Here is a 15,542-nt window from a genome sequence, read left to right as displayed (position 1 = left end):
ACCGTCTTACCTGTGCTGGATGAAAAATCTCATTACCCGTCGATGGGCCGCCGCAGGAACGGGCCTCAGCGGCTGAGCAGCTCACTCATCCACTCGCCGATATGGCCGATCTGCTGGGGACACACCGCATGGGCCATGGGGTACTGCCGATACACCGTGTGATAGCCCAGCTCTTCCAACCGTGCGAAGGCTGCCCGGCCCAATGATTCAGGTACCACAGGATCCATACTGCCGTGATGCACCTCGACACGCAGGTCGCGGTTGGCGTCATTCAGCTCGATCGAGTTCGCCGTGGCAAAGTAGGTCGACATGGCCAGCAGCCCTCCCAGCGGCTGATCAAAGCTTAGCGCTGCTTCATAGGCCACTGCCCCACCCTGGGAGAAGCCAGCCAACAGGATACGTCGACTATCGATGCCGGCATCAATCTGGGATTGAATCACGCCCTTGATACGCTCGGCCGAAAGACGCAGCTGCATCTCATCGACGCGGCGATCCAGGCTCATCTCGAGAATGTCGTACCAGGCAGGCATGACCATGCCACCATTGATGGTCACCGGTAGACGGGGCGCGTGGGGCAGGATGAAGCGGACCTGGGCATAGTCAGGCCTGGGCAGCATCGGCACGACGGGCTCGAAATCCCGACCGTCGGCGCCAAGGCCATGGAGAATGATCATGCAGGCGTCAGCGGGTGCATCGCCACGCGGTTCGATGACCAACTGGTCGTTATTGCTCATGGGCGGGTCTCTATCTGTGTTTCAGCTCTAAGTGCAGCGCAGGTAGGTGGCAACGCACGCAGCTTTCAGGGAATACGTCGCTACCCTAGCGCACTATACGCTCAGGAACGAGCCTCAAGCTTGGCAACAGCAGCGAGCATAACGAGACGTGGGTCGCAGGGCGCACCGCCCAAGGGCCTGTTTCTTCCTCTGCCGCCACTGCTGCCACTGCCACCACTGCCGCCCCTTCCTGCGACAACGGCGGCTAGAACGGACAGCACTGGGCCACTAAACCGGACAGCACTGGGCTACTAAACCGGACAGCTCTGGGCTACTAAACCGGACAGCTCTGGGCTACTAAACCGGACAGCTCTGGGCAGCTAGAACGGCCAGAACAGCGGGGTAAGTCCTAGCACCACGGCAGCGGTCAGCAGGTTGAGAGGCCCCCCCAGGCGCAGATAGTCCCGCAAGCGGTAGCCGCCAGGCCCCATGACCATCAGGTTGGTCTGGTAGCCAATAGGGGTCAGGAAGCTCGCTGAGGCCGCAAACATGACCACCACTACATACGGCAACGGGCTGACGCCAAGGCTGTCTGCACCGGCCATGGCGATGGGGAAAGTGATCACGGCGGCGGCATTGTTGGTCACCAGCGAGGTCAACAAGGCCACCACCACGTAGGTGCCTACTAACAGGGCCCAGGGACTATTGCCCACCAGCTCCAGTAGCCCGGCCGCCACCGCATCGGCGGCGCCGGAGGTGTGCAGTGCAGCCCCCAGGCCAAACGAGGCAGCGATGGTCAACAGTACCTGGGTGTCCATGCCTCGGCGGGCGCTGCGCACACTGACGCAGCCGCTCAAGAGTGCCGCGGCAGCCCCCAGCATGGCCGCATTCATCATGCTCATCAGGCCCGTGGTGGCCACCAGCACCACCGCCGCCAATATGCCCCAGGCGCGCAGAGCGCGGTCGAAGGCGGGGCGCGCCTGACCATTGACCTGACTGATCAACAGAAAGTCCTGGGACTGGCGATGACGCTCCACGAAGGCAGGACGAGCCTCAAGCAGCAGCACATCCGAGGGCTGCAAGCGAATCTGGCCGAGGCTTCCCACCACCCGGCGCCCATTGCGGCAGACCGCCAGCACGGCAGCGCCGTACAGCGTCCTGAAGTGTCCGTCCCGAATTTTCTGGCCGATGAACTGACACTGATCGGAGACCACCGCCTCGACCAGGCGACGCTCTCGAAATTCCTTCTCGAGGTGGGACTCACCCAGCCGAGAGGGGCGCAGGCCACGAATCTGCTGCAATTCCACCGCACCATCGGTGGTCCCGGCGAAGACCAGGTGGTCGCCGCCTTTCAGGGTCTCCCCAGGCCCCACCACGCTGACCACGTTGCCACCGCGCTCGATCTCGACCAGAAAGAGACCGGCCAGGTGGCGCAGCCCGGCGTCTTCTACCGTGCGGTCAACCAACGGCCCCTGCGGGTCTACCTCCATCTCGATGGTGAACTCACGCAGGTTGGCAAAAGCGGCTTCGCTACCGGGATGGCCAGACAGCATGCGCGGCCCCGCCCACAGCAGATAGCCCACACCGGCCAGCGCCATCGGCACGCCCACCAGGGCGATCTCGAACAGTCCCAGGTGCAGGTTCGGAAAGCGCTCCAGCATCAGCGAATGCACCACCAGATTGGTACTGGTCCCCATCAAGGTCACGGTGCCGCCGAGGATGGACGCGAAGCTCAAGGGCATCAGCAGATACTGAGGAGCGATGGAGAAACGACGGCTCCAGCTGATCACGGCAGGAATGAAGGTGGCCACCACCGGGGTATTGTTGAGCACACCGCTGACCGCCGTGACCGGCCAGATCAGCCGCGCCATGGCATGACGCACGCCCTTCGGCCGCCCCAGCACATGCCGAATGATCAGGTCGATACCCCCGGTATCGCGCAAGCTGGCCACCAGCACGTACATGAAAGCCACGGTAAACAGGCCGCTGCTGGAAAATCCGCTCAGCGCCTGCTGGGCATCGATGACACCGAGGCTGAGCAGCACCACCAACGCGCCCATCATGACCATGTCTGGCCCGGCGCGGGTGAGCGCCATCAACGGAAAGACAGCGCAAGCAACAGAGAGAGCGATCCAGGCATCCAGAGACATGGGGTGGCCTTGCTGGTGAGACAGCGCTCATTGTGCCTGCTTTAACTTATGCTAAATAGTTACAATGTATTATTTTTTTATCACTTTCAGGCATATATAGACTTCTTGTGCACATCTCTCCAGGACAGCTCCCCATCCCTACACACTTTCGTGTCTATCAGCCGCAGCAGCAGAATAGCTCGCCGGCAATATCATCACTCTGAGAAGAGGCTGACAACCAGAAGGCTTTTAAAGGCACAAAAACGCAAAAGGCCCGCCGAAGCGAGCCTTTATCGTCGCGCCCTCGAAGGACGCTGCCGCTTACGCGGCCATCAAGGGATCGACTTAGTCGATGACCTTGATGTTGGAGGCCTGGAGGCCTTTCTTGCCCTGAGTCACCTCGAAGGAGACCTTCTGGCCGTCCTGCAGGGACTTGAAGCCGTCAGCCTGAATCTCGGAGAAGTGAGCGAACAGGTCGTCACCGTTGTCGTCCGGAGAAATGAAGCCGTAGCCCTTAGTGTCGTTGAACCACTTGACTGTACCAGTTGCCATGATCGAATCCTCGACTAGCGTGTTTATTGACCGGGAGATACCCGAGTTGCAGTGGGTAAAACAAGAAACCTTTCCCCGGGCAATCGACGCTAGGATGCTTCGATGACCTCTGAGACGTTCAACTTGCTAACCAACTGCCAGCAGCATGCGCCGTCTTGGCGCCAAGGTCAAACACTATTTGCCCTGGATGACGAGAAGATGACGGTGCCGGCTCAATTTACCTAACCCGTCCAGCCCTTCCCGCTCCCGCTGCGTCATGCAGTGTGCCAAGTCGTCACGGCGGGCCCGGCATACTATGCCCAAGCAGGGTTATATGCTTGCATGGTTGGCAGCGTTTTCCTTCGACCTGAGCTGCAGGGAGCTCTTCATGGCCTCTTTACTGTCACGCCACGCTCCGACTCGCTTCGGCGCGTTCTACCTCGCCATTGCAGGCCTCATCGTCAGCGTGATCGGCGTCGGAACGTCCTCGGCCTGGTGGCTGGCCGGCGTGCTGGCGTTCGGTGCCCTCACCGCACTGGGCATCTACGATATCGTGCAGCGACGTCGCACCGTCAGCCGCAACTACCCTATTCTTGCCCACATCCGCTACTTTCTGGAGTCCATCGGTCCTGAGTTTCGCCAGTACTTCATTGAGTCCGACACCGACGAGGCGCCCTTCTCGCGGGAACAGCGCTCGCTGGTCTATCGCCGTGCCAAGAGCACCAGCGACAAGAAACCCTTCGGTTCACTGAGAGACATGAGTGCCCCGGGATATGAATGGATGGGCCCGTCACTGTCACCCGTGGACATCACCGATCACGACTTTCGCATTGTGGTCGGAGAGCAGCGCGCCCACCCCTACCGGGCCAGCGTGATCAACATTTCCGCCATGAGCTTTGGCGCTCTGTCACCCAACGCCATCAGCGCCCTCAATGAGGGCGCGAAAGAAGGCGGCTTCTATCACACCACCGGCGAAGGAGCCATCTCGCCCTATCACTTGCGTGGTGGCGATCTGGTCTGGCAGATCGGTTCCGGCTATTTCGGCTGCCGCAGGGAAGATGGCGGGTTCGATCCCGAGAAGTTTCGCCACAACGCTCGCCGCGACGAAGTGAAGATGATCGAGATCAAGCTGTCCCAAGGGGCCAAGCCCGGCCACGGCGGCATTCTTCCCGGCGCCAAGGTCACCGCCGAAATCGCCTCCACCCGCGGTGTCCCGGAAGGCCAGGACGTCCTCTCCCCCTCTCGCCACTCGGCGTTCTCTACCCCTTGCGAGATGATTCATTTCATTCAGCAGCTGCGGGAGCTGTCCGGTGACAAACCGGTGGGCATCAAACTGGCGCTGGGACATCCCTGGGAATGGTTTGCCATCGTCAAGGCCATGCTGGAATGTGGCGATCATCCCGACTACATCGTCGTCGACGGAGGACAGGGAGGTACCGGCGCGGCCCCGCTGGAGTTCATCAATCGCCTGGGTATGCCCCTCAACGACGCCCTGATCCTGGTTCACAATACCCTGGTGGGCGCAGGCCTGCGCGACGACATCCGTATCGCCGCCAGCGGCAAGCTGATCAGCGCCTTCGACATCGCACGCACCCTCGCGCTAGGCGCAGACTGGGTCAACATGGCCCGGGGCTTCATGTTCTCGCTCGGCTGTATCCAGGCCCAGAGCTGTCACAACGACCAGTGCCCCAGCGGTATCGCTACCCAGGACAAGGCCCGTGGCAGCCGCCTGGATGTGGATGATAAGGCCGTGCGAGTCAAGAACTTCCATGCCAACACCAAGTTCGCTCTGTGTGAAATGCTGGAAGCCGCAGGCCTGTACCACCCCGACGAGCTGGGCCCGGAACATATCATCCGCCGCCTGGATAACGGCAAGGCTCTGCCTTACATCAGCCTGATAGATAGCCTGGCGCCAGGCGAGCTGCTGCGTGGGGGCGCCAAGGACCACCCGCTGTACCGTGAGTTCTGGGACCTGGCGAACGCCAGTAGCTTCGATGCACCTGACGCGCTGCAAAGTCTCAGGCAAACCAAGCTGCTTTGATGCCCTACGGGCCTTTCATGACGCGAAAGGCCTGTAGGCTCCCCGCCGCTCGTCGCACCAGGCCCACTCCCTCACACGGATACCGCGGCGGCCCTTCCTTTATCTACTGTCGCAGCACTCACGCTGTTGAGCCTGCTCGCGACGCTGATGATGCATGGCAGCAGAGAGGCTTCACAGCGCAGGCAAGTGCCGACACATCCCCCGAGCATGGCTAGGCGCTAAAGGGCAGCGACTCGTCCGCGCCGGCATTCGCGCCGGCATTGATGCCTTGTTCACCCGGTGGCGGACCCCCTTTCAGCACATCATGTCCACTCTTAGGCCTCGGCCTGCACCCGTCCGGTGGTCACTAGCACCGACGATCATTATTGCTGCCACCACCACCACCACGACCACCGCAGCCACAGGAGGCGTGAGCCGGGTTTCAGTGCCGAGCAGCGATGATATTCTTTGCAGTATCTGAACCTCATCATGCTGTTGCCAGCACGACGACATCGACAGGATCGCCATGAACGACACTGGAACGTCAGACCATGACCTGCCCGCTATCCTTGCCGGGCCCATCCTGCGACGCCTGACGCGCGAGAGATTCCGAGCATGGCTGGTCACCAGTCGCGAGCTGACGCTGAAGCTGGAGCTTACGCCGCAGGATGAAGCGCCTCACCGCCGAGTGCTCGGCGACGACGACTACCGCAAGATTCCCCTGGGGCGCCATGCCTGGCTGTATCTCATCGACGCCGCCGTGGATGCCCCGCTTCCGCAGGACACTCTGATCGCCTATGACCTTCAGGTCGTGGAGCAGAATGCCCCGGACAGCCTTGGACAAGGTGCTGCAAGATGGGCCCCTCACCTCTGCCACGACGGCCAGTCCGCCCCCCGCTTCGTCCTGGCCTCCAGTCATCGACGGCTGCTGCATGGCTCCTGTCGCCGCCCCCACTACGATGGCCCCGATGGTCTGGCGCACCTGGACAGCTGGCTGGCCGGGCAGCTTGACCACCCCGAGGCGATGCCCGCCTGGCTACTGATGACCGGGGATCAGGTCTACGCGGATGACGTCGCTGGCCCGATGCTGGTGGCCATCCACGCACTCATCAAGCGCCTGGGGTTATTCGATGAAGTGCTCGAAGGCGCGGTGATCGACGATAGCCCGGCGCTCTACGCAAGCGCTGCCAGCTACTACCGCAGGGAAGAGCTGTTGCCGAACGTCAAGAGCACCGATGACCTCAAGGATCGCTTCTTCGGCGGCGTGCGCAAGCCGGTGTTCACCTCGGCCAGCGCCGCCAATCACTTGATGACCTTCGCCGAAATGATGGCCATGTACCTGCTGGTGTGGTCCCCGACTCCCTGGCGCATCATCGAGCTGACCTGCCCCGAACTCGATGACGAGCATCGCGAACGCTACCAGGAACAGGCCCGTGTCATTGATGACTTTGTCGAGACGCTGCCCGCCGCGGCCAGGGTCATGGCGCATCTGCCCAGCCTGATGATCTTCGACGATCACGACGTCACCGATGACTGGAATCTGACCGCCCAGTGGGAGCAAACGGCCTATGGGCATCCTTTCTCCAAGCGAATCATCGGCAATGCCTTGATGGCCTACCTGCTGTGCCAGGGCTGGGGCAACGATCCGGATCGCCTCAAGACTCCCCTGGACGACGCCCAGGCCTTGCTCGAGGACGCGCGCCAGCGCCAGGGCTGGCTGTCGGCTGCCGATCAGGATGCCTGCCTTGAGCGACTCTTCCGCTTCGAGGGCTGGGAGTTTCAGGTCGAGGGGACGCCCCGCCTGGTGGTCCTGGATACCCGCACGCGCCGCTGGCGCAATGGGCGCAAGCCCCACCGTCCGTCGGGCTTGATGGACTGGGAGGCACTGTCAGAGTTTCAACAGGAACTGATCGATGCCCCCTCGGTGGTCATTGTGTCACCGGCCCCGATGTTCGGCGTCAAGCTGATCGAAGCGATCCAGAAGCTCTTCACCCTGGCGGGTAAACCCCTGATGGTGGACGCGGAAAACTGGATGGCCCATCGCGGCGCCGCCAGCGTCATGCTCAACATCTTTCGCCACTCCCGAACCCCGGGGCACTACGTCATTCTCTCCGGCGACGTGCACTACTCCTTTGTCTATGACATTCGGATTCGCCATCGTCGCCAGGGGCCCAAGATCTGGCAGGTGACCTCCAGCGGGATCAAGAACTGCTTTCCCGACACCCTGCTGGATACCTTCGATCGGCTCAACCGCTGGCTGTATTCCCCACGCTCGCCCCTCAACTGGTTTACCCAGCGCCGTCCAATGGCCGTCGAACCGCGCGACCCTGACCACGCCAAGGCAGGCGAGCGGCTATGGAATGGGCCAGGCATCGGCCTGATCACGCTGGCCGAGGACGGAAGCCCGGACGACATTCGCCAGCTCGATGCCCGTGGAATGGAGGTCACCTTTCCCCCGCCCGACAAGGCGCCGTGACCTGCCCGCGCAGGCAGGACCCAGGCGTCTCGGCGCTCGCAGGTCCTGCCTGACGGCTCAGCGATCGTTGGAGCGAGCCTGGTCCTTCGAGGACGGCTCCCGGGACATCAGTCCTCGCACTCCCTTGCGCATGGCCTGGCGGTGCAGCTTGGCCATCCGCACGCGCTCTGCCAGCGGTCGGCTGGCGTCTTCCACCGGCCCACCCTTGGCCGGGCCGAGCAAGTGTGCGATCCAGCGCGTCTGGGGATGACTGTCCAGGGCAATCTTCAGCGTCATGGTCAGCACCACCGACAGCAACATGCCGGTGACGCCGAAGATCCAGCCCCACACGACCAGCGACAGAAACGCGACGAAGGTAGACAAGCCCAGGGCGCGCCCCATGACCCGCGGCTCGATCAGGTTGCCCATCACGAAGTTGATCGACAGGTAGGCCAGGCTCAGCAGCAAGGCATCTCCCAGGCCACCCTCCGGGGAGACCAGTACCAGCAACACAGGGGGGATCGCAGCGATAGCGGAGCCAATGTTAGGGATGTAATTGAGCGCAAAGGCCAGCACCGCCCACAGCAGCGGGAAGTCTACTCCCACGATCTGGCAGGCGATCCACACCAGAGCACCGGTAATCAGGCTGATCACCGTCTTGACGGCCAGATATCGCTTGAGCGTGTGGCTGAACTCGTTGAACCGCTCGAGACTAGGCGCGGGATTCGCCAGCGCCCGCGACACCTTGTCCCGGAAATTCAGGGTTTCGAACAGCATGAATACCACGAGCAAGGCTACCACCATGCTCTGCATCATCAGGTTGCCCAACTGGCTGAGCAGCGCAGGGATCCACTCGCCCAGCTGCTCGGTATCAAGAAAACCCGCCAGACGCTGGGTATCGATGGCCAGCCCCATGCTCGCCAGACCATCCAGCAGGCGCAGATAATATTCGTAGAGCTTCTCTTCAATGCCGGGCAGCGCTTCGGAGAAGGTGCTGACCGTATTGACCAGCAACAGCGCCAGCAGACTGAGCATGCCCCCGATGACCACCAGCGTCAGCCACACCGAGGAGCGCAGTCCCAGGCCACGCTCGTGCAGCCATTGCACCGGAGCGGTACACACCACGGCAATGAACAGCGACAGCAACACCGGCACCAGCAGATCGGAGCCGGCCCGCATCCCCGCGACAATGACCACCAGCGCCGCCAGCGCCAGGGTCAAGTTGAGGGGAAGTCTGCGCTCTTCCTGCGCATTGACATCGTCTTCCATGCACCTGTACTCCTCTGTCAGGTAGGTCAGGTCGTCCTTGACTGGGGTGGCAGCGACTCAACGCATGCCGTGGGCTTGCTGACGGGCCTACACGCCACCGAGACAATGACGTCCTCGGCCACACTCCCGTCCAGGCCGCATCCGGCTCGCACGACATACTGCCCTGCCAATCATTTCAGCACAAAGTAACATGACCGCTACCACAATACGTTGCAGGCCCGGGCCCTTGGGCCCAGGTACGTAAACTCAAGGCCTTGGGCTCTGAGCGGGAGGCCCATGTCCATCGCCCTCGGCCATGCCGTCATTGAACGCGACTGCAACCATGCAACTATCATGGACGTTCTTGCCAGGCCAGGAACGCATCGCCATTGGCGACGTCGAAGGACTGAATCGCCGGGGCCGGCGGAAGGCCAGTCTCACCGTGCGGGTCGAGCCACAACCGTCGCACCAAGGCTGTCTCTCGGATAGCTGCCACCCGGCACACAAGACCATAGGAAAGGGAACACCCAAGGAGCACATCATGGCACTGACCCATCCCCGCCGCCGCTTTTCCCCTGCCGCCCTGCTGGGGCTCGGGCTTGGCCTGGCACTTGCCAGCGGTCCCCTGCTGGCCAGCGAACCGGCGCCGCAGCGCTACCTGGATATTCAGGCGCAGTCAGAGCTCCAGGTGGCTCCCGACAAGGCGACCTTGAGCGCACGGCTATGGGAGCTGACCCCCGCTATTGCCCAGGAGAAAGACAGTGGCGATCACGCAGAGGCCCTCGGTCAGGCCCGCTCCAAGCTGGAGTCCAGGGCCGCTGAGCTGATCGCCGCGCTGGAGGACGCCGGGCTTGAGCGTGATGCCATCAACGCCGGATCGCTGCGTGTGCAGCAGGAAATGCTGCATCGCGCGAGCCAGAATGGCGACAACCCGACCCCCATGGTACGCACCCGCCTCGAACGACCGATCCGTCTTTCCATCAGCGACCTGGACAGCCTGCCCACCCTGCTTGACGCGCTGACGTCTGCAGGCGTCAACGCTCTGGATGGGGTCAGCTACGACCTCGCCGATCGCGATGCTGCCAGCGATCAGGCACTAACTCAGGCGCTGGAGCGTGCTCGTGCCAAGGCCGAACTGATGGCCGATACCCTGGGCGTTACCTTGGGTGACGTGGTTCAGGTCAGCGAGACCAACGCCCCGGTGTTCCAGCCACGCATGATGGCCATGCGCGCCGACATGGCGGAAAGCGGCGGTGCGGCAGACTACAGCCCCGGCAACATTACCATCGACGCTGGCGTCCAGGTGCGCTGGGCCTTGGCAGGACAGGAAAGCCCGTCGGCCGATCACCCGGACGGTCAGGCGGCAACCGCGTCCAGTCCCTGAGGACAGCGACCAGGCCGCCAGCCACATGGCTTGACGGCAAGCGGCGGCTGGACCACCTGCGCTCAACACGACAAAGCCCCCGGTAGGGTCCCTACCGGGGGCTTTGTTGCCGCGCTGGAATCACCGCTGCTGCCGGGCTTTCTAGATGTTGATGCGCTCGACGCCACCCATATACGGCCTGAGCACCTCGGGCACGGTGATCGAGCCGTCTTCATTCTGATGATTTTCCATCACGGCAATCAGGCAGCGGCCCACGGCCAGGCCTGAGCCGTTCAGGGTATGCAAAAGCTGGGGCTTCTTTTCCCCCTGGGCACGGAAACGAGCCTGCAGGCGTCGTGCCTGGAAATCCTCACAGTTGGATACCGAGGAAATTTCACGATAGGTGGCCTGGCTGGGCAGCCAGACTTCAAGGTCGTAGGTCTTGGCCGCGGAGAAGCCCATATCGCCGGTGCACAGAGTCACCACACGGTACGGCAATTCCAGCGCTTGCAGGATGGCCTCGGCGTGGCCGCGCATCTCTTCCAGGGCGTCATAACTGGTCGCAGGATCCACTAGCTGAACCATTTCGACCTTGTCGAACTGGTGCTGACGAATCATGCCGCGAGTATCGCGACCATGAGAGCCCGCCTCGCTGCGGAAGCACGGTGTATGCGCCGTCAGCTTCAGCGGCAGCGACTTGGCATCGACGATTTCATTGCGCAGCAGATTGGTCAGCGGCACTTCGGCGGTGGGGATAAGGTGGAACTCACGCTCGTCATCGAGCTTGAACAGGTCCTCGCCGAATTTCGGCAACTGGCCGGTACCGTACAGCGAATCGCGGTTGACCATATAGGGCACGTAGCACTCTTCATAGCCGTGCTCCAGCGTCTGCTTGTCGAGCATGAACTGGGTCAGGGCACGGTGCAGCCGAGCGATGGGGCCTCGCATGACGGCAAAGCGAGCGCCCGTGAGCTTGGCGGCCACCTCGAAGTCCAGGTCGCCCTTCTTGGCGCCCAGGTCGACGTGATCCTGCACCTCGAAGGCGTACTCAGCCGGGGTTCCCCAGCGGGACACCTCGACATTGTCACTTTCGTCCTTGCCCGCGGGCACGCTGTCGTGGGGCAGATTGGGGATGCCCGCCACGATATCGTCCCACTCCCCCTGGACGCCGCCCAGAGCATGTTTTGCCGCGTCCAGGCGCTCGCCCAGATCACTCACCTCATCAAGCAGCGGTTGAATATCTTCTCCCGCCGCCTTGGCCTTGCCGATAGCCTTCGAGCGTGTATTACGCTCGTTCTGCAGGCGCTCGGTCTCGGCCTGCAGCTCACGGCGCCGGGCCTCCAGCGATGACAGCGCTGAACTGTCGAGGGTATATCCGCGGGTGGCCAGTCGTGTCGCGACCGTGTCGAGGTCGCCGCGCAGCAGTTTCGGATCGAGCATGGAATCGGGTCCGTCGGCTATGTAGGAAATGGAGATGACGTATCAGTCTGGTGCGGAGGCGCCGTGGGCCGACATACTGCATCGCCAACGAGCCATGACTCACCACAGGTCGAGGCATTCGGCTCGGGCGCCCTCCGCGCAGGCCAGTCATTGTAGGCAAATCCCGCAGGCGACGCCATTGGCCCGGGCTGACACCACCGGCCTGGCAGATGCTGGCGTTACCGGACACGAGGGACAGCCGGGTTCAGGATGTATCGCAGCCAAAGTCGCGGTAAAGTAGGCACACCTCATTCTTCCGCCCTGTCGCGAGCGCTACAACTCGCCAATGCGGGGCCAGCTTCGACCGAGACCATGATCGCTTCCCTGCCTCTTGTTGACACCGCGACCGACCTTGACCAGCACTATGTCACCTTCCTCACGACATTGAAGAACGAAGGCTTTGAGGGCGAGATGGCTCCCGACTATGCCAGTCGGACGGTGCTGGCCACTGACAATTCCCTTTACCAGCGCCTGCCCCAGGCCGCGGTCTTTCCACGCCACGCCGACGATCTGGTGCTGCTGGGCCGACTGGCCGGGCGCGATGAATTCCGCCAGGTGACGCTGACGCCGCGTGGGGGCGGTACCGGCACCAATGGACAATCCTTGAGCGACGGCCTGGTGGTGGATGTCTCCCGCCACATGAACCAGATTCTCGAGATCGACGTGGAAAACCGCCGCGTGCGGGTTCAGGCAGGTGTGGTCAAGGATCAGCTGAATGCTGCCCTGAGGCCCCACGGTCTGTTCTTTGCCCCTGAGCTATCCACCTCCAATCGGGCGACCATCGGCGGCATGATCGCCACCGATGCCAGTGGCCAGGGCAGCTGCACCTACGGCAAGACCCGCGATCACGTACTCGAACTGGACAGCATCCTGATCGGTGGGGAGCGGCTGGTCACGGGACCCGTGGACGAGAGCGAACTGGCCGCACTGTGCCAGGAACAGACCGCCAGGGGGCGTGCTTACCGGGTGGCTCGGGAGATCATCGATCACCAGCGCGCTCAGATTGACGCCATCTTTCCACCGCTCAACCGTTGCCTGACGGGCTATGACCTGGCTCACCTGCGCAGCGACGACGGTCGACTGAACCTGAATAGCGTGCTGTGCGGCGCAGAAGGCTCCTTGGCGCTGACCAATGAAGCGGTGCTCAACGTGCTGCCGATTCCTCGCCATGCGGTGCTGGTGAACATCCGCTACCCAAGCTTCATGGATGCCTTGGCCGATGCCAAGGCGCTGATGGCCGGTGGCGCTTCACCGGACTCGCAGCAGGCGCTGCGTCCCACGTCGATCGAGACGGTGGACGACAAGGTACTGAGCCTGGCCATGGAAGACTTCGTCTGGGACGCGGTTGCCGAGTTCTTCCCGGTGGAAGCGGGCATGACCATCGAAGGCATCAATCTGGTGGAGTTCAACGACGACGACCCGGATCGCCTGAGCGCCAGGGTCGCCGAGTTCTGCCAGGCTCTGGACAGCGATACCAGCGTCACAAGGCTGGGCTACACCCGTGCAGAGGGGCGCGAGGCGATTGGTCGCGTCTATGCCATGCGCAAGCGCTCCGTGGGTCTGCTGGGCAACGTGCAGGGCGAGAAACGGCCCCTGCCCTTTGTCGAGGATACCGCCGTTCCGCCAGAGCACCTGGCCGACTACATTGCCGAATTCCGTGCCTTGCTCGACGCCCGGGGTCTCGACTACGGCATGTTTGGCCATGTCGATGCCGGCGTGCTGCATGTGCGTCCGGCCCTGGACATGAAAGACCCGCAGCAGCAGGCCATGATCCGGGAGATCTCCGACGAGGTGGCCGCCCTCACCCAGCGCTATCATGGCCTGCTGTGGGGCGAGCACGGCAAGGGGGTTCGCTCGGAGTATGCGCCGGCCTTTTTCGGTGAGCTGTACCCCAGCCTGCGCCGACTGAAGGGTGCCTTCGATCCCCACAACCAGCTCAACCCCGGCAAGATTGCCACGCCCCTCGGGGCTGACCGCGTCGACGACTCCAGCAGCGACACCACGGTGACGGCCACCGATCCGGGCCTGCTGGCGATTGACAAGGTGCCCATGCGTGGGGACTTCGATCGCCAGATCGATGAGCGGGTCTGGCAGGCCCACGCAGATGCGGTCTACTGCAACGGCAACGGCGCCTGCTACAACTATGACCCTAATGACGCCATGTGCCCGTCCTGGAAAGCCACGCGGGACCGGGTGCACTCCCCCAAGGGGCGAGCCAGCCTGATGCGCGAGTGGCTGCGCCTGCAGGGCCAGGCCGGCATCGATGTGGTCGAGGAAGCGCAACGCAAGAGAGAAGAAACGCTGCTGGGATGGCTCAAGCACCTGCCCGGACGGGCGCGCAACAGTCTGCGCGGCAAGGACGATTTCTCCCACCAGGTCTACGACGCCATGGCCGGCTGCCTGGCCTGCAAGTCCTGCGCTGGCCAATGTCCGGTCAAGGTCAATGTCCCCGCCTTCCGTTCGCAGTTTCTCGAGGTCTATCACGGTCGCTATCTGCGTCCGCTACGGGACTACCTGATCGGCGGACTGGAGTTCATGCTGCCGGCACTGGCTCCCTTGGCGCCCGCCTATAACGCCGCGCTGAACCATCGATTGGTGGATCGGCTGCTGCGTGATGGCTTGGGCATGGTCGACAGTCCGCGCCTGTCGCAAGCACGCCTTGGCAAGCAGCTCAAGGCCTGGGGCGTGCCACAGGCTACGCCGTTGACCCTTGGCCGGCTGAGCGAGCGCCAGAAGGCACGCAGTGTGATCCTGGTACAGGACGCCTTTACCAGCCACTTCGAAGCCAGGCTGGTCGCCGATGTGGTGGAGCTACTGTCACGACTGGATATCCGCGTCTTCGTGGCGCCCTTCAAGCCCAACGGCAAGCCGCTCAATGTGCAGGGTTTCCTGGGGGCCTTCGAGCGCACCGCCCGACGCCGTGCTCGGGAACTCAGGGCGCTGGCCAGCAGTGGCGTCGCCCTGGTCGGCATCGACCCCGCCATGACCCTGACTTACCGACAGGAGTACGTGAAGACACTGGGGGCGGACGCGGTTCCGGAGGTGCTGATGCTGCAGGAATGGTTGCTCAGCCTAGGCAATGGCCTGGTCCCCAGCGGACTGGACCTGAGCCAGGAGGCGCCCTTCCAGCTGCTGTCGCACTGCACCGAGAAGACCCAGGCGCCCGGCAGCCCCAAGGCCTGGCAACAGCTGTTCGAGCGCTTCGGGCTGGACCTGGCACCGCTGGCATCCGGCTGCTGTGGCATGTCCGGCACCTACGGGCATGAAGCCCGCAACCTGGCGACGTCACGCACCATCTATGCTCAGTCGTGGGAGCCCGTCGTGCAGCAACATGGCGCCCAGGGGCGACTGCTGGCCACCGGCTATTCCTGCCGCAGCCAGACCAAGCGTTTCTCGGACCTGCAGTTGCCCCACCCGCTGCAGGCTCTGCTGGAGGCCCTGCGCCGCGCCAGCTGAGGCGCTGCCCCGGGAGCAGAGAGAACCCGCGGCAGCGAGATGCGGTGGCTCCCATCGAGCAACAGTCAGACCATCGTTGACGTCTATAAGGCGAATGCATTGCATGATGGACGCCGCGCCGCTAGTCTGCGCGGCTTTTCTCTTTTCG

Annotated in this window: 9 protein-coding genes; 4 read left to right on the top strand and 5 right to left on the bottom strand. The window is 62.9% G+C overall.

Translation table 11 applies throughout. From position 1 onward, the window contains the following. Positions 1-65: 65 nt before the first annotated feature. The 3 genes from KUV41_RS08230 to KUV41_RS08220 all read right to left on the bottom strand — a co-directional run bounded on the left by KUV41_RS08230 (position 66) and on the right by KUV41_RS08220 (position 3,394). Positions 66-734 carry an alpha/beta hydrolase gene (locus KUV41_RS08230; protein ID WP_206942982.1) on the bottom strand — a complete coding sequence of 223 codons (669 nt, stop codon included), beginning with the start codon at positions 732-734 and terminating at the stop codon, positions 66-68. Positions 735-1,093: 359 nt separating this feature from the next. Beyond that, the gene (locus KUV41_RS08225; protein WP_206942984.1) at positions 1,094-2,863 is read right to left on the bottom strand and encodes an SLC13 family permease; all 1,770 of its coding nucleotides are present in this window, start codon (positions 2,861-2,863) and stop codon (positions 1,094-1,096) included. Between the two features lie 324 nt (positions 2,864-3,187). Continuing rightward, entirely contained in the window at positions 3,188-3,394 is a 207-nt protein-coding gene (locus tag KUV41_RS08220; RefSeq protein ID WP_045994373.1) for a cold-shock protein, read from the bottom strand. A gap of 367 nt (positions 3,395-3,761) precedes the next feature. Here KUV41_RS08220 and KUV41_RS08215 point away from each other — a divergent pair, with 367 nt between their 5' ends. Together KUV41_RS08215 and KUV41_RS08210 are read left to right on the top strand one after the other, a co-directional pair. Beyond that, positions 3,762-5,414: an FMN-binding glutamate synthase family protein gene (locus KUV41_RS08215; protein WP_222485514.1), complete on the top strand. Its 1,653-nt coding sequence runs from the start codon at positions 3,762-3,764 to the stop codon at positions 5,412-5,414. A gap of 505 nt (positions 5,415-5,919) precedes the next feature. Continuing rightward, positions 5,920-7,869, top strand: a complete 1,950-nt coding sequence (locus tag KUV41_RS08210; protein WP_206942988.1) for an alkaline phosphatase D family protein — start codon at positions 5,920-5,922, stop codon at positions 7,867-7,869. 57 nt (positions 7,870-7,926) lie between these two features. Here the strand turns inward: KUV41_RS08210 and KUV41_RS08205 are convergent, their stop codons facing one another. Beyond that, entirely contained in the window at positions 7,927-9,117 is a 1,191-nt protein-coding gene (locus KUV41_RS08205; protein WP_222161928.1) for an AI-2E family transporter, read from the bottom strand. 520 nt (positions 9,118-9,637) lie between these two features. On the opposite strand from KUV41_RS08205, the gene KUV41_RS08200 reads away from it, so the two are divergent. After that, complete coding sequence (locus tag KUV41_RS08200; RefSeq protein ID WP_222485512.1) at positions 9,638-10,480, top strand: SIMPL domain-containing protein; 843 nt, start codon at positions 9,638-9,640, stop codon at positions 10,478-10,480. A 141-nt stretch (positions 10,481-10,621) separates the two neighbouring features. Here the strand turns inward: KUV41_RS08200 and serS are convergent, their stop codons facing one another. Next, positions 10,622-11,899: a serine--tRNA ligase gene (gene serS / locus KUV41_RS08195; RefSeq protein WP_206942994.1), complete on the bottom strand. Its 1,278-nt coding sequence runs from the start codon at positions 11,897-11,899 to the stop codon at positions 10,622-10,624. Between the two features lie 351 nt (positions 11,900-12,250). Between serS and KUV41_RS08190 the strand changes: the two genes are divergently transcribed. Next, positions 12,251-15,394, top strand: coding sequence for an FAD-binding and (Fe-S)-binding domain-containing protein (locus KUV41_RS08190; protein ID WP_222485510.1), 3,144 nt, complete (start codon positions 12,251-12,253; stop codon positions 15,392-15,394). Positions 15,395-15,542 lie beyond the last annotated feature (148 nt).

Origin of the sequence: Halomonas sp. DP8Y7-1 (assembly GCF_019801685.1) — a bacterium.
In the GTDB taxonomy this organism is placed as follows: Bacteria; Pseudomonadota; Gammaproteobacteria; order Pseudomonadales; family Halomonadaceae; genus Halomonas; species Halomonas litopenaei_A.
Note: the sequence above shows the minus strand (reverse complement) of the source record. Positions and strands in the feature narration are given on the sequence as shown.